The organism is Chryseobacterium sp. JK1 (assembly GCF_050632815.1).
In the GTDB taxonomy this organism is placed as follows: Bacteria; Bacteroidota; Bacteroidia; order Flavobacteriales; family Weeksellaceae; genus Chryseobacterium.
The window spans coordinates 153,559-176,651 of record NZ_JBODRU010000005.1 but is presented as its reverse complement, the minus strand read 5'-3'; the positions used below and the strand labels follow the sequence as shown (position 1 = coordinate 176,651).

At 31.4% G+C, this 23,093-nt stretch carries 22 protein-coding genes and 4 tRNA genes; 18 read left to right on the top strand and 8 right to left on the bottom strand.

The window, feature by feature from the left end:
• Positions 1–153 precede the first annotated feature (153 nt).
• The 3 genes from ACQ76T_RS21385 to ACQ76T_RS21375 form a co-directional block, all read right to left on the bottom strand.
• Positions 154–585 carry a hypothetical protein gene (locus ACQ76T_RS21385; RefSeq protein WP_431345235.1) on the bottom strand — a complete coding sequence of 144 codons (432 nt, stop codon included), beginning with the start codon at positions 583–585 and terminating at the stop codon, positions 154–156.
• A gap of 82 nt (positions 586–667) precedes the next feature.
• Complete coding sequence (locus ACQ76T_RS21380; protein ID WP_431345234.1) at positions 668–1,171, bottom strand: hypothetical protein; 504 nt, start codon at positions 1,169–1,171, stop codon at positions 668–670.
• A gap of 75 nt (positions 1,172–1,246) precedes the next feature.
• Positions 1,247–1,891 (bottom strand): hypothetical protein, encoded by a 645-nt coding sequence (locus ACQ76T_RS21375; protein ID WP_431345233.1) that lies wholly within the window; start codon positions 1,889–1,891, stop codon positions 1,247–1,249.
• Positions 1,892–2,100: 209 nt separating this feature from the next.
• Between ACQ76T_RS21375 and ACQ76T_RS21370 the strand changes: the two genes are divergently transcribed.
• Together ACQ76T_RS21370 and ACQ76T_RS21365 are read left to right on the top strand one after the other, a co-directional pair.
• On the top strand, positions 2,101–4,458 hold the full coding sequence (locus tag ACQ76T_RS21370) for a hypothetical protein (RefSeq protein WP_431345232.1): 2,358 nt from the start codon (positions 2,101–2,103) through the stop codon (positions 4,456–4,458).
• A 426-nt stretch (positions 4,459–4,884) separates the two neighbouring features.
• On the top strand, positions 4,885–5,496 hold the full coding sequence (locus ACQ76T_RS21365) for a recombinase family protein (RefSeq protein ID WP_431345231.1): 612 nt from the start codon (positions 4,885–4,887) through the stop codon (positions 5,494–5,496).
• A gap of 311 nt (positions 5,497–5,807) precedes the next feature.
• Here the strand turns inward: ACQ76T_RS21365 and ACQ76T_RS21360 are convergent, their stop codons facing one another.
• Entirely contained in the window at positions 5,808–6,119 is a 312-nt protein-coding gene (locus ACQ76T_RS21360; protein ID WP_286487283.1) for a hypothetical protein, read from the bottom strand.
• A gap of 71 nt (positions 6,120–6,190) precedes the next feature.
• On the opposite strand from ACQ76T_RS21360, the gene ACQ76T_RS21355 reads away from it, so the two are divergent.
• Genes ACQ76T_RS21355 through ACQ76T_RS21345 form a run of 3 tightly spaced genes read left to right on the top strand, consistent with a single transcriptional unit; the run spans position 6,191 to position 7,682 of the window.
• Positions 6,191–6,397, top strand: coding sequence for a hypothetical protein (locus ACQ76T_RS21355; protein WP_047096491.1), 207 nt, complete (start codon positions 6,191–6,193; stop codon positions 6,395–6,397).
• A 2-nt stretch (positions 6,398–6,399) separates the two neighbouring features.
• Positions 6,400–6,858 carry a hypothetical protein gene (locus ACQ76T_RS21350; RefSeq protein ID WP_286487282.1) on the top strand — a complete coding sequence of 153 codons (459 nt, stop codon included), beginning with the start codon at positions 6,400–6,402 and terminating at the stop codon, positions 6,856–6,858.
• 29 nt (positions 6,859–6,887) lie between these two features.
• Positions 6,888–7,682, top strand: coding sequence for a hypothetical protein (locus ACQ76T_RS21345; RefSeq protein ID WP_431345230.1), 795 nt, complete (start codon positions 6,888–6,890; stop codon positions 7,680–7,682).
• A 104-nt stretch (positions 7,683–7,786) separates the two neighbouring features.
• Here ACQ76T_RS21345 and ACQ76T_RS21340 read toward each other — a convergent pair whose 3' ends face one another.
• Positions 7,787–8,545, bottom strand: coding sequence for an HNH endonuclease (locus ACQ76T_RS21340; protein WP_431345229.1), 759 nt, complete (start codon positions 8,543–8,545; stop codon positions 7,787–7,789).
• A 54-nt stretch (positions 8,546–8,599) separates the two neighbouring features.
• Here ACQ76T_RS21340 and ACQ76T_RS21335 point away from each other — a divergent pair, with 54 nt between their 5' ends.
• Positions 8,600–9,778, top strand: coding sequence for a hypothetical protein (locus ACQ76T_RS21335; protein ID WP_431345228.1), 1,179 nt, complete (start codon positions 8,600–8,602; stop codon positions 9,776–9,778).
• Positions 9,768–11,855, top strand: a complete 2,088-nt coding sequence (locus ACQ76T_RS21330) for a hypothetical protein (RefSeq protein WP_286487277.1) — start codon at positions 9,768–9,770, stop codon at positions 11,853–11,855. Before ACQ76T_RS21335 ends, ACQ76T_RS21330 begins: the two co-directional genes overlap by 11 nt.
• Positions 11,856–12,114: 259 nt before the next feature.
• On the opposite strand, the gene ACQ76T_RS21325 is transcribed toward ACQ76T_RS21330, so the two are convergent.
• Both ACQ76T_RS21325 and ACQ76T_RS21320 read right to left on the bottom strand, forming a co-directional pair.
• The gene (locus tag ACQ76T_RS21325; RefSeq protein WP_431345227.1) at positions 12,115–12,903 is read right to left on the bottom strand and encodes a GLPGLI family protein; all 789 of its coding nucleotides are present in this window, start codon (positions 12,901–12,903) and stop codon (positions 12,115–12,117) included.
• 61 nt (positions 12,904–12,964) lie between these two features.
• A complete protein-coding gene (locus ACQ76T_RS21320; protein ID WP_431345226.1) occupies positions 12,965–13,159 on the bottom strand; it encodes a hypothetical protein in 195 nt (64 codons plus the stop codon).
• Positions 13,160–13,585: 426 nt separating this feature from the next.
• On the opposite strand from ACQ76T_RS21320, the gene ACQ76T_RS21315 reads away from it, so the two are divergent.
• Positions 13,586–15,166, top strand: a complete 1,581-nt coding sequence (locus ACQ76T_RS21315) for a Na+/H+ antiporter (protein WP_431345225.1) — start codon at positions 13,586–13,588, stop codon at positions 15,164–15,166.
• A 12-nt stretch (positions 15,167–15,178) separates the two neighbouring features.
• On the top strand, positions 15,179–16,225 hold the full coding sequence (locus tag ACQ76T_RS21310) for an MBL fold metallo-hydrolase (protein ID WP_431345224.1): 1,047 nt from the start codon (positions 15,179–15,181) through the stop codon (positions 16,223–16,225).
• A gap of 127 nt (positions 16,226–16,352) precedes the next feature.
• Here the strand turns inward: ACQ76T_RS21310 and ACQ76T_RS21305 are convergent, their stop codons facing one another.
• Positions 16,353–17,189, bottom strand: a complete 837-nt coding sequence (locus tag ACQ76T_RS21305) for a DUF4822 domain-containing protein (protein WP_431345223.1) — start codon at positions 17,187–17,189, stop codon at positions 16,353–16,355.
• Positions 17,190–17,404: 215 nt separating this feature from the next.
• On the opposite strand from ACQ76T_RS21305, the gene ACQ76T_RS21300 reads away from it, so the two are divergent.
• The 9 genes from ACQ76T_RS21300 (at position 17,405) to ACQ76T_RS21260 (ending at position 23,091) form a co-directional block, all read left to right on the top strand.
• On the top strand, positions 17,405–18,118 hold the full coding sequence (locus tag ACQ76T_RS21300; RefSeq protein WP_431345222.1) for a DUF434 domain-containing protein: 714 nt from the start codon (positions 17,405–17,407) through the stop codon (positions 18,116–18,118).
• Positions 18,119–18,121: 3 nt separating this feature from the next.
• Positions 18,122–18,772 (top strand): hypothetical protein, encoded by a 651-nt coding sequence (locus tag ACQ76T_RS21295; protein WP_431345221.1) that lies wholly within the window; start codon positions 18,122–18,124, stop codon positions 18,770–18,772.
• A gap of 159 nt (positions 18,773–18,931) precedes the next feature.
• Entirely contained in the window at positions 18,932–20,296 is a 1,365-nt protein-coding gene (locus ACQ76T_RS21290) for an SDR family NAD(P)-dependent oxidoreductase (RefSeq protein ID WP_431345220.1), read from the top strand.
• Positions 20,297–20,306: 10 nt separating this feature from the next.
• Positions 20,307–20,383, top strand: a tRNA-OTHER gene (locus tag ACQ76T_RS21285).
• 4 nt (positions 20,384–20,387) lie between these two features.
• Positions 20,388–20,462 (top strand) — tRNA-Gly (locus ACQ76T_RS21280).
• Position 20,463: 1 nt separating this feature from the next.
• Positions 20,464–20,537 (top strand) — tRNA-Asp (locus ACQ76T_RS21275).
• A gap of 13 nt (positions 20,538–20,550) precedes the next feature.
• Positions 20,551–20,624 (top strand) — tRNA-Ser (locus ACQ76T_RS21270).
• 102 nt (positions 20,625–20,726) lie between these two features.
• On the top strand, positions 20,727–21,188 hold the full coding sequence (locus ACQ76T_RS21265) for a hypothetical protein (protein ID WP_431345219.1): 462 nt from the start codon (positions 20,727–20,729) through the stop codon (positions 21,186–21,188).
• A complete protein-coding gene (locus ACQ76T_RS21260; RefSeq protein ID WP_431345218.1) occupies positions 21,175–23,091 on the top strand; it encodes a hypothetical protein in 1,917 nt (638 codons plus the stop codon). Before ACQ76T_RS21265 ends, ACQ76T_RS21260 begins: the two co-directional genes overlap by 14 nt.
• The last annotated feature ends 2 nt before the right edge of the window (positions 23,092–23,093 follow it).

The window sequence follows — 23,093 nt, the reverse complement described above, 5'->3', positions numbered from 1 at the left end:
ATTTTGCGTCAAATTTTGGGATTATGCCACCTTAGAATGATGACAGGTCTGTATGCTTAAATTTATTAGGCTGGTGCCTATACTTTATTTATAATACTATTATGGAAATATTTATAACTATCCTTAACGACTTATTGTGTTAGTGTTAAAATATTATTTAAGGATTTTATTAATGATTTGATGAGTTCTTTCCTGTTCTGATATATTATCCCAGATTATCACTGAGGTGTCAAAATACTTTTCTAGAGGATACAGAGCTTTAAAAATATAATATCTCTCACTACGGAAATCTAATATGTCTGTCCCATATCGTGATGTTGCGTGTTCACCGGTCATCTTTATAAAATGATCTAAAATGTATTGTATATGATATACAATCTTTTTAGAGTCAGTTAAACCTATGACTCCATATGGGCCAAAAATTGGCTCAAAATTAGGATGTTTCTCATAAATAGTCTTATAGTCACATCGTTTGAAGCTTGGAATTATCTGCTCAGCAATTGGAAATTGACTGTTATAAATCATTCTTTCGATTATTACACAATTATCTACGTAATTTTTCAATAATTTTTCTTCTGAATGCATATGTTTTTCTGAAGTTTGTTTGTCTTTTATTTTTTTTAAACACATTTAAAATGTCTCTATTTTGTTTTTTTAGACAATAATTTTATAAATTATTTTTTACAAAATTTCCACACTCATTTCCAATTTTAACTATTCTATCAACTTGAGTTGGACTATCCCAAACTAAGACACTTTTATCATGATAGCTCTCCAATGGATAAGATTCAATAAATATATTCCAGGAAGTAGATCTTATTTTAAAAATATCTTCTTCATTTCCTAACTCTCTATTGAACTGTCGCATTGCTGTAATTCCATCGATTAAATAAGGTAGGTGATAGACAGATTTGTTATCTTCAGTAATACCAATAAAACCTTGACCAAAAAAAGGGAATACTACTTCAGGATATTCATATACTAAATTGTCTGAAAACTTTACTCTTTTAAATGTTGGTTCCTTATTAATAGTTTCTTTAAACCTCTTCTGGTATATACAAAGATCTAATTCGTCCATTCCTTTTTGGATTTCCGTTACAACTTCTTTTAATGGTTCTAGACTAGTTTTAATTCTTTTCATTTTTCTTTTTAATTTTCTATTAAATGACATAATTTAATTTTCGGACAAACACATGTTTTTTGTCTCTATTTTAATTTGGTTTAAAAAAATAATCGGTCTCTCCGATTATTCAATATTATATATTGATTTATAATGTTTCCACATGTCAACTAACGTTGACATCTTTATGATAGATTTTTTATCAGTTCCTTTAACATCAAAGTAATATCGGCCATCATCACAAATCATTATTAAATCCGCATGTTTAAGTTGTTGCATTTCTGCTCTCATTACTTTATTACCAAATCTTTTCAGTATTTTCTCCAATACTGTAACAAGATTCTCCTCTTTACCTCCAAAATTTCTAGAGAAATTTTTATTTTTCAGACCATTATCATTTATCCATACAGAAGATGATTTGTCATAAACATTTGCACCTGATTTTAGAGTAAAATCATATATAATTGGATTAGCAATAAGATTAAATCTTCTTAACCTGATTAAACGTTCGTCAATATCTTTAAATAAATCATTTATATTTTTCCTTGCGTGATATATTAAAGAAATCTCATTTGGATCATATATAAATTTATGATAATTCTGAATTAAAAACTCTTTTTCGCTCTTTATCTGCAATAAGATTGGGTTCATATATCCGATAGATTCTTTTTTTTCAGTAAGATCTTCCTCCTTGATAGCAGGTAACAAAAAGTTGTATTCAATTTCAGTTTCGGTTAATATTTCTATTTCTTTTGCAAAAGGGTTAAACATACTTATATAATTTTCTTATGCAAAGATAGATTAAATTTTTAAATAGAGACAATTAAATTGTGATTTAATTATTTTTTATTTTTAAATAGTTGATTTACAGTGTGTATTTTTTTATTCTAGTAATGATTTTTTGTAAATTCATTTTTTTATCCTATATTTTATTGAGGGTGGTTTTCCACTTCATAAACTTTCCAAAAAAAATTATAATAATGGAAGTTGCAAATTATAAATATTCAATAAGTCCTATGGTTTGGACTTCAAAACCGTCAAAAAGAAGGTTCGGACAAATAACCAACTCAATAAAACCAACAGAATCAACAATCGAAAAGTTTTCTGAACTCATATCACCACCACTATCCCAATGTTGGTCTGGTGGTATATTTGAAGGAAAAGTCAGTAACAGAAATTGGAAGGAACAATCTATTATAGGTCTTGATTTTGATTCCGGTAAACAAACTTTGAAAGAAGTTTATGAAATATTGGATAATTACAATATCAAACCTAATTTACATTATCCAACATTTTCCGATACACCTGAACATCCAAAATTTAGAGTAGTTATTTTTTTAGATACTCCAATTATAAATAAAAGGAACTATAAACTTATTATGGATACGCTTGATCTGATATTGGAACTGGATAAAAAATGTAAAGATTTATCCAGAAGATTTCTAGGAGGGAAGATGACTGTAATTACTAATACCATCCCAAACAGCCTAGAGAAATTTATGGCAAGTATTCAAAAAATCAACCTGGATAATTATGTTGAATCAAATAATTTTTCTTCAAAATTTTCGGAATCACTATTAGATATAAATAGTAATAACGATTTTTTTTCTATTAAATCTACTTCAATAATGGGGGAAGTGAGAGTCAATTGGGAAACTGAATGTAAAAAAATACAAATTCTTAACGAATTTAAAAACGGAACTTGGTTAACTCACGAACAACTATTTGGACTCGCACTAAATCTTAAATATATCAGTGGAGGACTTCTTAGAATGAAAGAGGTAATGGAGAGGTATGATCAAGAGGGTAAAACAAAATATACTGAAAATAACTATCAGATGATTGAATATGTTAGAAAAATGAATTACTTCCCGATGCCTGTAAATAAATTTTCTCCTTACCCTGAAGACAATTTAATTGAAGATATTCCTACTTTTTTAAAAAAGAAAGAGAAAATTAAAATTATCGGAATTGAAGAAAAAAAGAAGTTGAAAGAAGTTGAAAAGGAGTTTGAGAAAGAATTCAGGAATGCATTATCGTCAACGGATTTTGATACTATATATTTATTTTCTGTTCCAACTGGTATAGGTAAAACACAGATGTTAACTCACGTTGAAAAATCAATCATTGCCCTCCCAACAAATGACCTTAAGAATGAAGTATATCAAAGAATAATGGTTTCAAAAACAGTATCACCAGGCACGATTACCTTCAATGATAAATCTATTCAATCTTTGGTGGACTTGTATTATAAAATAGGATTACCACAGAAAGCAGCACATATTATCAGATCGATTGAAAAATACACAGATAATTTAGGTGATATCCTGTCAGCAACAAATTATCTGACTTTATTGGAAGAATGTAATGATAAAAACAAATCATTAATTACTACGCACAAGAGATTGCTAAATTCAGAAGATTTACCTCATGATACCGTAATCTTTGATGAAGATCCTCTTGAGAACCTAACAGAGATAAAGGAAACCTCTTTAAAAGATATTATTTTTCTTGAATTTCATTGCGAATTGGTGAAAAATTTTGTTGATTACCTTAAAGATTTGGATGACGGTATTTATGAAACGCCTGTTATGTTTGATGTCGAAGAGGTGATAAAACAATGCAACTCATTTTCAGGATTTGATTCCAATATTTTTGAATTCTTTACAAGTAAATATTTTTTCATAAACAGAAAAAATGGTAAAATTAACTACATTATTAAAAGAGACCTGCCGTCGGATAAAAAGATAATTATTATGTCTGCAACGATTCCAGTTGAACTGTATAAGAAGCTGTATCCAGACAGAAAGTTTAAGGTTTTTGATCGTCGCAATGTTGAACAGACAGGTAAGATAATACAACATACAGCAAGGTCATGTTCACGACTATCACTTGAAAAATTTAAAAATGAAATTTCTGAAAAAGTAAAAAAACTACCAGTTATCACTTTTAAGAAATTTAAGTATTCTTTTGATACATCCTGTCAGGATATGCACTTTTTCAATTGTTCCGGATCTGATTCGATGAACGGAAAGGATTTGGCAGTTGTAGGAACACCTCATGGAAGTGTTGTTCAGTATTTTCTTTTGGCAAAGATAATGGGAGTTGAGTTTGAAATTAAATCAGGAATGATGAACAACAGAATTGTACGATACCGGGGATTTGAATTCACCTTTTATTGTTTTGAAGATGAAAATTTGAGAGATATTCAATTTCATGTAATTGAGTCTAATTTAATTCAGGCGGTTGGGAGAGCCAGAACATTACGGAAAGACTGTACCGTTTTCCTTCATTCCAACTTTCCATTGTACATCGCTACAGAATTTGATCCCGAGTAATGACATTGAACTTTGAATTTCCAGACAAAAAATTGAATATTTTTTGTCTGATTTTGAATTTTTATTCTAATTTTTAGATTTTTTTCCAGAAATTTTTTTTATTGAGATTTCAGTTAAATTATTGAACCCAGGTTTTTTTTATCAAAATACCATAGGGGGAGGAGGGAGGATTTGAGGGGGGGCCTAGAGGGGGGATAATGATGATTTTTAGAATATTATAAGAAGGGAGAGATTGACTCCCTTCTTTATTATATAAAAAGTATTGATTATTATTTTGTCCCTATAATAATCTTCCATAGGCTTATAGTGTTTTCCTTTATATTACAATAAAAGGTAACGCATTCTAAAAGTGCTAAATAGTGCTAAATGCTTAGGCTTAAAGGTATTTTTGCTTTAAATTTAATCTGTGATTAAAACAACCACAAAATGAGAGTAAAATACAATAGAGTTTCTACATTACTTCAAACAGGAAATCGTTTTGAAGCAGACAAAGAAAAATATGATATGGTTTTTCTTGATAAAATATCCGGATCGGTAAGTTTTAAAGACCGTCCCAAATCTAAAGAACTCATTAAACTGATTGAAGAAGGGAAAATTTCAGAAATCGTGGTAGAAGAGTTTTCAAGACTCGGAAGAAACACTGGAGATGTAATCCAAACACTGGAATGGTTGGAAGATGAAAGAATTAATGTGGTTGTAAGAAATATAGGTCTTCAGTCCAGACCTAACGGTAAGAAAAACGCAATATGGAAAATGATTTCTTCTGTAATGTCTTCACTATATGAAATGGAACTTGAGAATATTTTGGAAAGAACTAGTGTTGGGAGAATGGTTTATCTTCAGAATGGTGGAATTTTAGGAAGACCAATTGGAACCAATGAAGGTGATTCCAACTTTATTAACAAACCAAAAAATAAGAAGGCATTAGAATATCTTAAGAAAGGAAGACCCATGAGAGAGATAGGTAAAATTCTTGAAATGTCAACAAAGACGGTTATGAAAGTAAAAAAAGTGGCAATAAAACTTGAAATGATTTAATTAAAAAATTGTATCCTAAGATATATAATACTAATTGTTTTCTCCGGCAAAATAATATTTTAAGAATTTTGAAACAAATATTACGAATTTGAAATAGATATCGATGTTTTTAAGTGTAATAAAATTAACATTTACCCTAGGTAAAGAGTGAAAAAGCTTTATTCATACCATTATAAATGGGATTTTATTTTTAGTTTAAATTTAAACCGGGGATTATAATTTCAGGCAAAAAAGGTTTAAAAAGATAGTGTAAAAGTTCTTTAAATATGAAAAATGGTTAATAAAATTACTAATAAGTATCTAAAGTATACTTATTTAGCAATTTGTTTTTTCAAAATTTCTAATAGATCTTCTTGAGATTTTATTATTTTTTTCCAATTAATCTCTGAAGAAGAAAATATTTGATCCTCAATTATCATATTCCCTTCACCTCTAAATAGCCAGTTGGCATTCAAATCAGAATACCGGTATAGTATTTTTGCTATATTTTCCTGAGATAATCCTCCTCTTTTTCTTCCCTTTCCGATTATACCTACAGAAATACCTGTCTCAACGGTAAGTTTATTATCGTTTAAACCTTTGTATTCCATGTATTTATCTAATCTCTCAAAAAAATCATTCATTATTGCTATATATTTGTTGATTTGTATTGAAATATTGATATATTTGTTTCGTATTTGAAACAAAGTAAGCAATGGATAAAAATACGCAAAAAAGACTGACATACAATACTCAAATAGTCAAAGTTCTCTCATCATCTTTTCAGGTTTCTGAATATTTCGTCCGTGAAAGTATTAAGGGAAATAAGAGTAGTTTCACTGCAGATGAAATAAAGAAAAAATACAATGAACTTAATAACCCAACTCTTGAAAAACTAGAGGAATATAAAAAAGGAAAATAACTATGAAAAAAACTCAATTAATTATCGGAATCATCATTCTGTTATCATCATGTGGAAACCACAATGATGAATCATTAGAAGAAAAGAATACAACTAATCAACTTATAGGAATCTGGCACAGATATAAAACAGTTGTTTTTAGTGGAAAAGATAATACAATCCTACAATCTTATGAACACTCAAAATGTGAAAAGGAGTCAATTCATGAGTTTAAAAACAATAATAATTATTATCTAACAACTTTTGTCATGAATTTTTCAACAAATCAATGTAAACAATCCGGTACTGTAGAACAATTACCATATAACTACAATCCCACCAATAAGTTACTTGACATTGATGGCGAAAAATACTATTTAAATAAAGTAACCACTCAAGATATGGAACTTCAGGATTATGATTATTATGATCAAAACGGAGATGGTCAAAAAGACAAAAAGATTGACTACTACAAAAAATAAACATATACTTTAAAATATAATATAAACGGATGTACTATAATGATTATCTAAAACTGCTTAACCCTGAGTCTTTAATATCTCCCAAGTTTATTATTTCATTTCTTATCTGTTTTGGATTCTTTTTGTTTCTGTCCCATTTAATTTTTGGAAAACGTTCTGGTAAAGATCATACATCTATTATTTTGAACAAATCTTTAAACATTGTTGGATATATAGTCTATTCTTTTTTACTGATTACAATCATTGATTATAATTACAATTTCGACAAAACAGAATTTTGGTTCTCTGAATTTGAACCTGTACCTGATATAATAAAACAACATATCAATGAAAAGTACTCTGATAATAATGAATCACATCAAGAAAATAATATTGAATCGACTTATACAGGCTTTAATTGGTCAGAAATAAGTATAACTCCTGAAGCAGAAAAACTTATTAATACTTCAAAAGTAATTAGTCAATATAATCTTAATGATGAACAGATATTACAATTAAAAAAAATATTGAGTGATCCCAACCCAGACCCAAAATATTTATCTGGAAAATCATGTAGTTCTGAAACAAAGAATTGTAAATGGTGTGGAAAGGAATTCATTCTTGAAAGCAAATATTATTCCTCTAAACAATTGTTGAGTAATATAGTAGAACCTGTCGAAGATCCACTTCAATTAATAGGACTTTTAATAAACATTGGTTATGTTGATCCGGTTAAATGTATTGACAGTTATGAGAATGGAAATAAATATCAGTGTATTGTCACTGAGGATAAAGAATTTTGTTCTCTAAAATGTGAAAAAGAATTTAAAAATCAAGGAAGATAAATATATTATTTACTTTTTGGTATAAAGCAATCATGTCAATTGACATGATTGCTTTTGTTAGGATTTAAAGAATTTTAGTGAAAATCAAGTCGTTGATATTATATCTAAACTTTATTCCTGTAATGTTTGGGATAAATTTGCGTTAATGGATCATTTGTTTTGAAATTTGTAATCCAGTTTGGTTTTCTATTTTGTATATTTACTATCATAGTAACTCCTCCAAAAGTAAAACGGACAAGACATACATCTTGATTTAACTGGAGATATTCTAATTTTATTTCTTTAATTCCTAATTCATATTTATAATTCATTTTAGGAATACTTTTAAATTTATGAGGTTCATAATCTGAAATAATTATTGGCCAATCTTTAGTATTATTACCCAACAGATAATCTTTAGCATCGTTTAAATTTAAACTATTATATATGCTAGGTTGAGAAGTATAAAGAGCCTCAATTCCCATTTTTAAAAGGAGTTTAGCGCTAGCTTCTTCACTTTTGTCAAAACTACTAACAATCATTTGCAATGTTCCATCTTCCTTATCATAATTTTGTACTGATTTAGAATCTAATCCTTTAACAGTTATTGTTTGTTTTTTAAACTCTTTATTACCTTCGACTTCTAAATTTTCAACTTTACCCTTAACATTTTTCCCTTTTTTAGATTTGATTCCTAATCTAGCTCTTTCGAACACGAAAATAGAGTTAGATAATGCTTTTCCTTCGAACTTTGAAAATTTTGCATTACAAGCGTCACATACCGAGCTTCTAGTCATTAAATATTTTTTATTTCCAAACGATTCAGAAATTATATGTTCTACAGAAGTCGCTTTATTTTCATTATTACAAAATATACAGTTCATTTTTTATTTTTCTCTAATTTACCTAAATTTGGTTATAACTAATAACATATATTAATGATTAGCATCAGGCAATGTGTATCTGAAGAGAAAATTCAGGAATTAAAACGATTACATAATATTTTTGTTTTTAAAGAGGTTGAAAAACGTATTAATTTTTACATACATTTATTTCAATTATTAAAAGAGATTAATGGGAAAAAAATTAGTGCAAAAGAGATAGAAATCAAAATTAAATCTCCTGGAATACTTCATTATAAACAATATGAGTCATACATAAATCTTATTTTCAAAAGTCCGCATCAATTTTCTGAAAAAAAATATAATAAATTGAAATACGATGACCGCTTAAAAGTAAAAATAAAAGATTTTGATACTATTATCAAGCTTCTAAAAGAATTAAAAAGCACGAAGGATTTTGAGTATAATTTGTTACAACTTGATTTGACAAAAAGAAAAGAATCATATAATTATTACTACCAACAACTTGTAAAGCGATATAAGCCTATAGGTTTTTTGCAAAATAAATTATTTGACTATAATTGGTTTGTGTCTCTGACTCCAGATAAAGATTGGAGTGCGTATAAACTTACTTTAGGGTTAGATATTAATGTTTGCTGTTATTGTAACAAACAATATATTTTTAGTTTAACCAGTGGTTCTAAAAAAATAACTCGGCCTCAATTAGATCATTTTTTATCTCAAAAAAAGAATCCATTATTGAGCTTAAATTTTTTCAATCTCATACCTTGTTGTAAAATATGTAACAGTGATTGTAAACATGATGGAGATTTTTCACATAAAGAAAACTTATCGCCTTATGAAGATATCCCAAGTTCACAACTATTTGCTTATAATTATAAACCCAATAGCTATTTAGGTGCGATAGGTCAAAATAAGGATCTTCAAATTGAAATTGAAAATAAAGTAGAATCTAATCCGGATTTGGAAAAACAAATAACAAATAATTTGATCGTTTTTGAAGAAGAATTACTTATTAATGAACATAAAGATTTAGCTCAAGAGATACTTAAGAAAAGGCATATTTCTAATGATGATTATATTGACATTCTTAGAAATACTTTTCCTGATGCAAAATTGACACTTAGTGAAGCTTATCAAATTGCATATGGGAATTTTTATGATGAAAAAATGTTTCACAAAAGACCTTTATCAAAGTTTACGAAAGATATAGCATTAAATACAGGGAGTTTAAAAACAAAAGATGAATTTTAAAATACTAGCAATAAGACCTAATGAAAATTGTGAAGGTCTAAAGAACCTTCGGGTAGGACATTTATATAAATTTTATAATGATTATGACTTTTCTGATAATGATGAATCTATTAAAGAAAAAATAGATGTGCCGGAAAATTTGTATAATTTAAGTGAGGATCAAAATATTACTATTAGTGCTGTAGTAGGAAAAAATGGTAGTGGTAAAAGTGCACTTGTTGAACTTTTAATAAAATCCATAATGAAAATCTCACTTATTCTAAGAAATGATTTTGTAAATCCGGATGAAATTTATAATGATACTGACAAAAAAGAGAGGTTTAATGAAAGTCTAAGAAAAGATTTATCTAATTTAAGATTGGAATTTTATTATATATCTCAGTCTGACATACCCTATATTGATTTGAATAATATACTTAGGCAGAGTGTTAATCGTAAGTTGCCAATAATCCGTAAAATAAAAATAGATGGTCATTATTTTACTTTTACGGATTATCTGAAAAAGGGAGATATCTACGAAAAGTCAAAAACAGTTCATTGTGATGTAATTAGAAAATCGAAATACACTGAAAATTTTCTGGAAGATTTTTTTTACACAATGATAGTTAATTATTCTTTTTACGGATTTAATAATTCCGAGATTGGGGAGTGGGTTCAGGGTATTTTTCACAAAAATGATGGTTATCAATTACCGGTAGTAATTAATCCATATCGGTATGATGGTAATATAGATATAAATTCTGAAAAAAGTCTTACAAAATCTAGATTTTTAGTAAACATTTTGTTTGAAAAGGAATTGAGAAAGATCACAGAAAAGAAAACCATTTTAAATGTTTTAATGAAGTTTGATTATTCTAAGTTTAAAATTAATTCTAATGGAAGATTAGAAAGTATTTTTTCAAATTCAGACTACGAAAAAGAGGAAATATTAAAAATTATAATTAAATACTTTTTTGATGAAAATCTTGTTGCTAATAAAAATAATGATTTCTATGAATATACTCTAGAATATATACTGACGAAGATCTATAAAATTACAAAGTATCCGCTTTATAAGAAATTTAGGTACTTATTTGAGAGTAAAACTTCTTCTGTTGGTAAAGAAATTCTTCTACTTCCAGATTTAATGGATTATCTTTATCTCTTGGCAGGCGATACAAGCCACAATACGTTCAAGCTTAGACAGGCATTATATTTTATTATTTCAGGTTATTTAAACAAGGAAGATTTAGATGAAATTTTTGAAATAGATTTACTATACTCTAAGTTAGTTAGTGATTTTAATTTAATAAAAGACACCATTAAGGATAAAGATGGGAAAATAATTTCTGGATATGAATTCTCTGTAAATGAGTCTCTGCCATCTTTCTTTGAAGTTGACTTCCTTTTTACGTCTGATCCAAATTCACAACATACATTTTCTAACCTGAGTTCAGGGGAAAAACAAAAAATTTTCAGCATTAATTCAGTTGTTTATCATTTACGAAATTTATTTTCTATCTCTCGAAGAACTGGTGAGGATTTGAATGAAAATATAGTAAGTTATAATAACATAAATATTGTTTTTGACGAGATTGAATTATATTTTCATCCTCAGTTTCAAAAATCATTTATAAAAGATCTTCTCCAAAGTATAAGTGTATTGAGACATTCTTATTCAAACAGAATAAATATAATGTTTTTGACTCATTCACCATTTATTTTATCTGATATTCCAAAACAGAACGTTTTATTTTTGCAAGATGGAATAAGTACAGATTTTAAGGCACGAAACACGTTTGCAGCTAATATTTCAAATTTGTTGTTAGACTCTTTTTTCGTAGATAACGGATTAATAGGAGATTTTGCTATTGAAAGAATAAACAAAACAATTAATTATCTTAATGGAAAAGAAATAACAGAAGAATTTAATTCTTCTGACTTCTTAAAGATTATAAACCTTGTTGATGAACCAATATTACAAAAAAAGTTAATTGAGATGTATTCTGAAAAGTTCAGTAACAAAGAGAAATTAAAATATTTGAGATCTGAATTAAAACGAATACAAGAAGAAATTGATAAAGAGGAAAATAGTTAAGAAGTATTTATAGTATAAAAATATTAGTCCAAGTGTGAATACAATTTAATATGTTGCAAGATTTCTTGCAAGACTTTTTTAGTAGATGGTCATAGAACATAATAAATCATCAAACAAAATAAAATATCCCCTTTTTTGTCCCCTTGATAGACAGTGAATTATGAAAATCCTGCAATGACTCATAATCAGGTGGTCCCTGGTTCGAGCCCAGGTGGGACCACACAAAATCAGCCACTTACTTTATGTGAGTGGTTTTTTATTAATATATGGATAACTCAATAGGATTATATTGCTTTGCTCTTTCTGCAGTCTTTCTTCTCAACATATTCAAAGTTTCTTTATCCTCTATATAATCATTGAATTGATTTTGATCAGCAATTTCTTTCCGTTGATAATCAAAAATTTTAGATTTTTCAACAAATTTTACACCTTCAGTATTCATATTGGCTGATTTACATAAATATTTTCTTTTTCCAAACTTATATAACGTATAATGATAGTCATTATCACCATCATATACCTCTAAAATTAATCCGGGTAATTTATTGAATTTGTAGGGGCCAAATGGAAAAGGAATATCCTTAGCAAACCATGCGATCCAATTTCTACCATATTTTTTTGTAGTAGCTTTTTGAACTTTATACTTTCCTATGGTTTTATATTCATTTATTAATTTCCACTCTATATCATTGGTTTCTTCGTATTTAAAATTTTTGTCAGCAATTGGAGCGGTAACATATATTTTTCCGTTTGTTGTTCCAATATTTTCACGGAAAAAGGTATAATATTTAAAATGATCATTTATCTCACTGTTATCATTTAGTTTTTTTTCATATCGTAAAGAATCTCCAACATATTTGTTCATGTTTTTGAAATAAGATTCTTTTTCATTGATTAATAATGCAAATGCAGCTTCTTCAAGTTTTGCATCTTGAATATTTAGCATTTTACATTGTAGTTTATAATCAGCTTCATAAACAACGTTGAAACTCGTCTGTGAAATTAATTTTGCGGAAAGAAGAATAAAAAATATTACAATTTTTTTCATAATATAAAGTGAAAAATCCACAAAATTAATTATGGATTTTTATATTTTTAAAGATTAATAATTAATGTGTATATAAAACTACATTCGCAAATGTGCCGCAAACTGCAAGGTTTATTGATTCACAAATATTTTCGATATGTGCTAAAGAACCTAACGCACCATTTACCATTACAATTTTTCCACAAGAAGTTCTAAAAGGAAATGCGCTAACTACTCCAGCGGTGAATAGAGCGCCTACTAATAATGTTTTTTTCATAATCGTGTTTTTAATTTTCCGTTGCAAACTATTTGCAGCTTCTTCTACAATGATACAAATATTGTTTTATTCGCAATAGAGAGAATGTATGTTTGCTAAAAATTTGTTATTCTGTATGATATGATTAATAAAAAAAGGATTTTAGCTTCATAAAATATTTTGTCTTATAAAAATTCGCATGAAAATATTTATTTTTTTATGTTAAGAAACAATCAAAATAGTTTTTCTACTCGACCCTTTTACTGCCATACTTATAGTTCATTAGGAATTGGTTTTAAAAATAGAAACCTTGAAGTGAAAATTATTAACCTGAAGTTGAATAGGAATTATTTTAAAATGGATATTTAATCAGGAATGATTGGTCTTCAAAATCAAAATATTTCTGAAAATTTTTTTAATTTGGTTTAGAAATTAATTTTAAAACAGATGGTGGAAAATTTTATTTATTACTTGGGACTCGTCTTGGTAATTGTTGGGGCTATTATGCTAGCCAATCGGTTAAAAGTTGCATATCCTATTATACTCGTCATTGCAGGATTATTGATCAGTTTTATTCCTGGTTTGCCGGCTATAAAAATAGATCCTGAACTTATCTTCATCATTTTCCTTCCTCCACTTTTGTATGAAGCTGCTTTTGCTGTTTCCTGGAAGGAAATCTGGAAACTACGGCGGATTATTACCAGTTTTGCCTTTATTGTAGTATTTCTTACGGCAATATCCGTAGCCTTTGTAGCCAATTCATATATTCCTGGGTTTTCACTGGCGCTAGGCTTTGTACTGGGGGGAATTGTATCACCACCAGATGCTGTAAGTGCAGGAGCTATTTTAAAATTTGTAAAAGTTCCTAAAAACGCATCTACCGTGTTGGAAGGAGAAAGCTTGTTCAATGATGCTTCTTCGCTGATCATTTTTAGATTTGCTATGGTAGCTGTAGCAACAGGGCAGTTTATATGGCAGGATGCTGCTATAAGCTTTGGTTGGATGGTGTTCGGAGGCTTAGCAATAGGTGTCGCCTTGGCATTCATTTTCCTGAAAATTGAAAAAATATTTCCTACCGATGTTAATATGGATGCGATACTGAGTCTCGTTGCTCCTTATGTAATGTATATTGCTGCAGAAGAAGTTCATGCTTCAGGGGTTCTTGCCGTAGTAAGCGGAGGTTTGTTTCTTTCCATACGAAGACATGAGATTTTCCGGACCTCAGAATCCAGGTTAAAAGGATCCAACGTATGGGAAAGCTTTGTATTTCTTATCAATGGGATTGTATTTTTGCTGATTGGTTTGGATCTTCCGGAAATTCTGGTAGGTTTACGTCAAGAAGGAATCACTCTTACAGATGCAATTTGTTATGGATTATTAATTACTGCAGTGTTAATCATTGTCAGATTTCTGTCTTCATTTGGAGCCGTTTTTGTGACCCTTATTATGAGAAATTTCATCAATGTGGCGGACAGAAATCCTGGACTGAAAGCTCCTGTACTAATGGGATGGACCGGAATGCGCGGGGTAGTTTCTTTAGCAGCAGCATTATCTATTCCGGTAACCATGGAAAATGGGCACACTTTTCCACACCGAGATCTTATTCTCTTTATTACTTTTGTAGTGATTTTAGTTACCTTGATTCTTCAGGGGCTTACCCTACCGGTTTTAATTAATAAACTTAAATTATCAGATTCAGGAGGAGGCTATATGTCTGAAGAAGAATCAGAACATTTCTTACGAAGAGAAATGCGTCGCGTAGCCTTAAGATATCTCAATGAAAATTATAAAGAGCGAAGAAGTGAAAACGAATACTTCAATAAATTGATGGACCGCTGGGAGCAGGAAGACAAAGAGGATTCTATTCATAAACTTTCTGAGACTTCTAAAGAAATTTATTTTGAAACGCTGGAGCAGCAACGCATCTGGCTTCGGGAAGAAAACAGACGCAACCCGAATATTGATGAAGAATATATAAGACATTATTTAACAAGGCTTGATCTGGAAGAAGAAAGGCTTAGAATGTAAAAAAGAAACGGAATGAATTTAGTAAAACAACTCGGGCAATTTCCCGATGAAAAAAGAAAAGAATATTTCAGTACACTTCCTAATTATCTTGACGGGAAATTTCAGAATATACTTCCCACTCCTGCATTACTGGAAGGGGAGAGTATGACAAAAGCGCTCCTTCAAAGCTTGTGTAAAGTTGAAAATACCTCTCCCAAGTCAGAACTTCCTTACGTGGTTACAGATCTGAAGAACCTCGATCCAAAAGAAAATGTGCTCATATGGTTTGGGCACAGTTCTTACTTTATACAGATTGATGGTAAAACGTTTCTTATCGATCCTGTTTTCAGTGGAAATGCCTCTCCGATGCCAGGATCTATAAAAGCTTTTCAGGGAGCAGATTACTATAAACCGGAACATATGCCTGGAATAGACTTCCTGCTTATTTCTCACGATCATTGGGATCATTTGGATTATAAAACGGTACAGGCTTTAAAGAATAAAGTAAGCAAAGTGATTTGTGGGCTCGGAACAGCACAACATTTTGAATACTGGGGCTGGGATCCTCATCAGCTGATCGAAAAAAACTGGTGGGAAAGTGTAGATATTGCAGAAGGTTTCAAAATCACGCTCACTCCGTCAAGACACTTTTCAGGAAGATTACTGAACAGAAATATCTCACTCTGGACTTCATTTGTACTTAAAACACCTTCTATGAATCTTTTTCTTGGGGGCGACAGTGGCTATGGAAATCACTTTACGGAAATTGGCCGTCAATATGGACCCTTTGATCTTGCTGTGATGGAAAGTGGTCAGTATAATGAAAAATGGCCATACATTCATACCTTGCCAGAGCAGCTAATGACGGAATTACAGGAGTTGAAAACTAAAAACTTTATCCCGGTACACAATTCGAAATTTAAACTTGCACAACATCCTTGGTATGAACCTTTAGAACTAGCAGCGCAACATGCCGAAGAGAATAATATTCCGATCACTCTTCCGAAAATGGGAGAAAAAGTAAACTTGAAACAACTGGGAAATAATACCTGGAATAAGTGGTGGAAAGAATATATATAATACAAATTGCTTGTTGTCGCTTATGAAAATTATGTTCAAAATAACATTTTTAGGACGGGACAAACCAACGAAAAAAGCTGTCCAATTATTGGGCAGCTTTTTCCTTATGGTCAAAAAAAAATCTCTACTAAGGCTCCTTATGGCTCACTTTAGTATGGATAATATCATAGAATACAGTAGGATTGGTCGCATCAGGAGTAATTCTGTACGTAAATGTCGTTTCATTCAGAATAAGAATATCCACAACACGGGTGAAGGTGGCTGTTGTAATCGTTCTCTTTTTTCCGTCCGGAGATATAGTCCATGTTCCTTCAGATCTCAAAACATCATTTAAACCGAAAATCTTAAAACTTCCATTAGCTTTGAAGTAAGAATATCCTACATATCCTGCAACGTTGCTATCAGTTAACGCAACAGTATTTCCACTTTTGTCCTTAGCCCCTGTAGTTTCCCATGGAGTAGAAGCTAAAGTCAGTTGTCCGTTGCTGGGCTCAGCATGGGAAGTTCTTGTGTGGATAATGTCATAGTAGACAGATGGATCACTGGAATTCGGGCGAATTCGATAAGTAAACTCATTTTTATCCAGGACAAGAATTTCAACATCACGGGTGAAAATTGTTGTTCCATCAGGATTTAAAGACGCAATAGTTCTTGTTTTTCCCTGCGGATCTACAGACCATGTTCCCCTTGATCTCAGAACATCGGTTAAATTGTAAATCACGAAATTCCCGTCTGTTTTGAAATAAGCAAATCCTACATATCCGGAGACGTTGGCATCTGTGAGTGCAACACTATTTCTGTTCTTGTCTTTAGATCCTGTCGTTTCCCATGGAGTAGAAGACAGTAGTTGTGAGGGAGTCTGCTGTTCCATCATAATTTCCGCATCGTCATTTGAACACGAAACGAACGATGCAGATAAAAGAACTGCTGCAGACAGATAACATAATTTTTTCAGAGTATTCATAACCGTATTTTTTAAGTCTTTGCAAACTTAGAAGTAATACATGTCATAAACTTTGTATGAAATCTCTCTTTTGTTGTAGAAAATATAACAAAAGGTCTATTGGTTTGAATAGAATGTACTGTTGATTTTTGATCATGATTAATAGAAATTGAATTTATTCGTGGCAAAAGCAGGATCCATAAGGTTTTCACTCAATAAAAATTTTATTTTTGAATATGAATAACAGGAACCGTGGAAAAAATACAGGAGATGATACTCTATTTGCCTCAAAAAAGCAGGTGGATAAGTTGAGAATGGCTGTGCAGGATATGCAATATCTGCTGACAAGAGACTATCCGGAGAAAGCAGCTTCCGAATTAGTAGGTAATCGTTATCGTTTAAAAACACGTCAAATTCAAGCTTTAAGAGGTGCTTCGGCTTCCGAAATGCAGATCAGTAATCGAAAATTGAAGCAGCTGAAAGCAGAAGATGTAAAAAAACAAACAGTTTATCTTGATGGCTTCAATGTTTTGATCCTGCTAGAAAGCTTACTGTCCGATGCCTATATTTTTGAAGGAGTAGACGGCTGTTTTCGTGATCTTTCGGGAGTTCACGGTACGTATAAAAGAGTAAATCAGACGTCGGGAGTAATTCAGGCAGTTGCAGAATTTTTTACAAAGAACGAAGTTCATAAGCTGGTCTGGGTTTTTGATCAGCCGGTTTCAAACAGTGGAAGAATAAAACAGATGATTCTCGAATTTGCAGCAGAAAACCAACTTAATTGGGAAGCTGAATTGCAATATAATCCGGATAGATTTTTGGCAGAAAGTCAGGAAATAGTCGTTTCTTCAGATGCCTGGATTTTGGATCACTGTAAAAAATGGTTCAATCTTATCGAATACCTGATCAAGGAGGAAAACCTTCCGGCTAACCTTATTAGAACACAATAAAGTATGTTTCATATTGAAAAATATATCCCGTTCCTTTCAAACACCTGGAAAGAAAAATATCAGTCTGTTATCGCAAAAGAACATTTGAATAGTTTAGAGTTGAATATCCAGTTATTTCAGAGAAATAATTGTGTGTGGGAATTGCCGTACTTTAATGAAGAAATTAAAATCAACAGAAAAGAAAGCTTCGAAAAATTTATTCATATCCTGAATAGCAATGATTCTGATGAGGTAAAAGCCCGACAAATGGAGGAAATTCCGTTTGAAGACTGGTTGAATGTTTTAGGACAAAGATTGACTTCAGCAAGTATCCGTGATGAAAATGCTATTCCTCCCTTGAAAAGTACATTGATAAAAGCCTGTGAAGAATCTTTTAACAGTGAAATTACCATCGCACAAAGAGCCTGGGAGAAACATGTTGGAAGAATGGATGATGATTTCTGGGGAAAAGTCAAGGGAAATAATCAGCAGAAGCAGGAAAAAGTAATAGCTAAAATTCATGATATTCTGGATCATAAAACCTGGTGGAACGTCTTCTTTCACTATAAACACGAACTCGTCTTTGAAGTAAGGGAAAAAGAAGGTCACGGAATCCGATGGAGCCATGGAGGAACAAAACTTATTGGATTTCTGGAAAAATTTATCAACGAATAACCAATCACAAAAAAGTATATTTTCTAATCGTTTATTTTTACGTTTTGGGAAAAATGGTTTACTTAATTTCATACCATTTCTTATTAATTTTCTTTTTTTTATCTGCGTAAAAAGATTGCGCACTATGCTTCTAGTTTTGCAGATGTAAAAACTGAAGCAATGGATTTTTCAGAACAAAAATTTTCAAAAGAAGAATGGGAAAACTGCCTCAAGGTGCTTAATGCCTTGAAAGATGACCCTTTTATTAATCCTGACAATAAAATTTTTTCGGGATTGATTACAAAAATTCACAAAAATGCTAAAAAGCAAAACCGTAATATCAGCTATGCTGGGATGAAGTCTCATGATCTTGCTGTGAATTTCGGCTCTGTATTGGCACAGAAAGCTTTGGCTGGAGTTTCAGATTTTTACGATGATGAAAAAGAAGAAACACAACTGACACAACTTCAGATTCCCAAAAACTGCTACTGCTGTAACAGAAGCTATCAGTATGCTCACTCTTTCTACACAAGATTATGCCCACAGTGTGCCGGAGAAAATTATGAAAAAAGATTTGAAACGGCAGATCTCACAGGAAGAAATGTAATTCTTACAGGAGGAAGAGTAAAAGTAGGTTTTGCCACCGCATTGAAATTGCTGAGAAACGGAGCCCATTTGGTTTTAACAACCCGATTCCCGGCATTGGCTATGGAACTCATGCAGCAGGAAGCAGATTTCGACAACTGGAAAGACAGACTTTGGATATACGGTCTGGATTTGAGAAACCTTAAAGCTATTCAGGATTTTGTAGATTTTTATAAATCCAAGTTTGAGACGTTGGATATTCTCATCAATAATGCGGCACAGACGATTAAATATCCGGATGAATACTATCTGCCTATTATAAAACGGGAGAAAAAAATGCTTCTGGAATATAAGAATAACACAAAACTCATTCCCAACCAGACTGAAATTTCGAATGAAACGGCAAAACTGGAATATGCACAGAACGAAGTTACTCAGGTGGAACTCACCCGTTTCGGTCAGCCTGTAGATAACAGAGATAAAACGAGCTGGAATTCTACTCTGGAAGAAGTTTCTATGTATGAGTTGGTAGAAGTGAACCTCATTAATCATATTGCCCCTTATTTTCTGATCAAAGAATTGAAACCTTTAATGAAAAACTCTACCCATAAAGAAAAGTTTATCATTAATGTAACATCTTCGGAAGGAATCTTCAGCTACGATAATAAAACCATATTTCATCCGCATACCAATATGACCAAGGCCGCACTCAATATGATGACGCTTACCTCGGCTAGAGAATTTGAAAAAGATCAGATTTATATGAGTGCTGTAGATGTTGGATGGATTTCTACAGGAGCCAAAGAAAGTCTCAGAAAAAAACAGTTTGAGCAGGGATATATTCCGCCATTGGATTCTGTAGATGGAGCCGCCAGAATTCTGCATCCGATTGCAGAAGGAATAAAAGAAAATTATTTCAGTGGAGTTTTATTGAAAAACTATAAAATTCATACCTGGTAATGTATAAACGGAGGTAATAGTAATAAAAATGGAAAAATACATTTATGCTAAAATGCGTTGCAGGTTCAAATCCTGCTTACCTCCCCAAACAGAAACGTTAGCTCAAAGGAAGAGCTCTGGCCCTCCAAGTCAGAGGTTACGGGTTCGAGTCCCGTACGTTTCCCCAGGAGTACATAGTTCAACAGTGAAGAATGCTGCCATATCACGGCAGAGGTTGCAGGTTCGAGTCCTGTTGTACTCCCAATATAACAACGGAGATAGTAATTTAATGGAAAAAGTATTCCCTGCTCCGGAATAAATGCGGGTTCGAATCCCGCTTATCTCCCCATTAAAACAGTAAAAGAAATAGTTTAATCTGGAAAAACTTATTCAAGGAGAATGCATTATCGGTTCGATCCCGGTTTTCTTTTACTTTTAAAAATATAATGCCATGTTAAAAGAGCTATTAATTTTTTTCAGAATTATCGATGAAATCCAGACGCCCGTTCCTTTAGAAAGAGGATCAGTGCGAAAGCCTTTACCTAAACCGGAGAAAGAAAAAGAAACAAAGGTAGAGGAGAAAAAAGCAGGTGAAGTAATCATACCTTCCGGAATTGTGCCTTTAGGAAAAATAAAGCCCATTGAAAAAGAGAAAATTAAAAACTTCAAAGAGCATACAAAAAATTATACTGAATACTGTCTTGAAAAAACGAGTAATCAGCATATGATGAAAGTATCTTCTTATAAGTTACTGAACCGTAATGACAGTACTGAGACCTTTTCCATTCAGGGAGATGCTTTCATTACTCATAACGAGCACCAGATGATTCGTATAGAAAGTTCCTATTTTGTAAAATATATTCAACAGGAATACAATCCGATAACCCAACTCAACGAAAATGCATACGATTAACCCTATAAAAAGATATAAGATATTCTCCCACGAAGATTTGCGGGAAGTTTCTACGGATGAATATGCTTCAATAGAGATCTATGCTAAAAATATGACTTTCACTTTTACAGAAATAGAAGGTAATCTTTTGGTACGGGGAGAAGGCTGCAGTTTTCCTGATCTTAAGAATATTAATGGCAATCTATCTGTAGATGCCGGAAATTGTAGTTTCCCAAATCTAAAAAATGTAGGCGGGAATGTTGCGATACATGCTTCCGCAGTCCTTGGCAGACTTGAAAAAGTAAAAGGAGACTTTAAATGCATTGTCAATGTTAGATTTAAAAATAGCATCAAAATTGGAGGCAGTATTGAATTAAAAAATGCAGAAGTATATATAGCCGATAAAAAACTGAAGGATCTAAAACGAATAATTGAAGTTCATCATCAGTATCAGGTCGATTTTTTACCCAAAGACGGTATTTTTAACGTTGATGTTAAGGGCGATGACATGACTTTCTTACATCAGCAAATCCGTGGAAAGATTACAATATATGGGCAGAATATTTCTTTTCCCAACCTCGAATACATTCAGGGACAGCTTAAAATAAAGAGTCAGAAAAAAAATGAAGTAGAGTTCGATCACGATTTTCCAGTGCTTAAGAAAATAATTGGAGTTTTGACGGTAGATAAACCTATTGCATATTTTCCGGAACTCCAGGAGGTTGTGGGCAATGTTGAAGTTAAAAATGGCGCTTATGCAGACTTTCCTGTGTTAGAAAAATCCGGAAATGTTTGGATCAGATATAACTCCAGAGCAAAATTTTCTATGTTGAGAGAAGTAAGTGGAAATCTTATAAGTGATAGCTGGGAAGAATGTCATATGGAAGAACTGAAGACTGTTAAAGGTTCATTTTCTACCAACAGCATTATTGCTAAGAATATTGAAGAAGTTGGGAATTTAATAATGCATAAATACCGTGAATTTGATCATCTGAAAAAGATCAATGGAGTGATAACCTGGGATGATCGTTTTAATTTTAAATCTTTGGAATATATTGGCTGCTTGACCACTGAAAAGCAAAAAGGCTCAAAGCTTCCTTCATTACAAAAGATCGGACATTATTTATATGATGAAAATGATGGGTTCGAAGACTTTGCGGAACAGATTTATTTTAAAGTGAAAGATAATCTTTACATTACCAAAGATACATTTTATATTTCGCCAAAACTTCCGAATGGTATTTCCGGTAACTTTCTTAATCCACTGCAAAAATTGGTTTCTATTTTAAAGTTGCGGCACAAAAGTTTTCAGAACTTTATGACGCGTGAATATGAAAGAGAATGGATCCATTATAGTTCTCCCAATTTTTCGAAAGTTCTCCATAATATAGAAAAAATATGGACTTCTGTAGAACCTATTACTTTCGAAGAATTTTTCACCCATTACGACAGAGGTTTTAGATTGTTCTGTTTCAGTTATTTCGGAGTAGGTGCTTTGATGGAAAAACTGAATGCAAAGAAAATTAATCAGAAGGAAATTCTGGTGAATTATTGTACCTATGATAAAAATGGTAATAAAAAATCTTTAAGAAGAACGAATCACTATGAAATATATGAAGTAGAGAATGAAAACTTCCGACTTTCTTTATGGGGCAGAGAAAAATATTCTTACGCAGTAAAATGCTGGTGCCCTTCAACATTAGAAGAGCATTGGCTATGGATAGAGCCAGAGTATAAAGATGATGCCTTAGCCGCAATAGCCTCTACATTCAGAATTCATGAGAATATAATTCCTCATATACAATGTCTGAAAAGACAGGGAGATCTTTTAATCTGTGAACTGAAAACGGAAGTGATACCAAAAGGAAATGTAAGACCTTTAACTGCCGAAGAATATTTTAGTCTCCTTGAAGCAGAATCATAAAA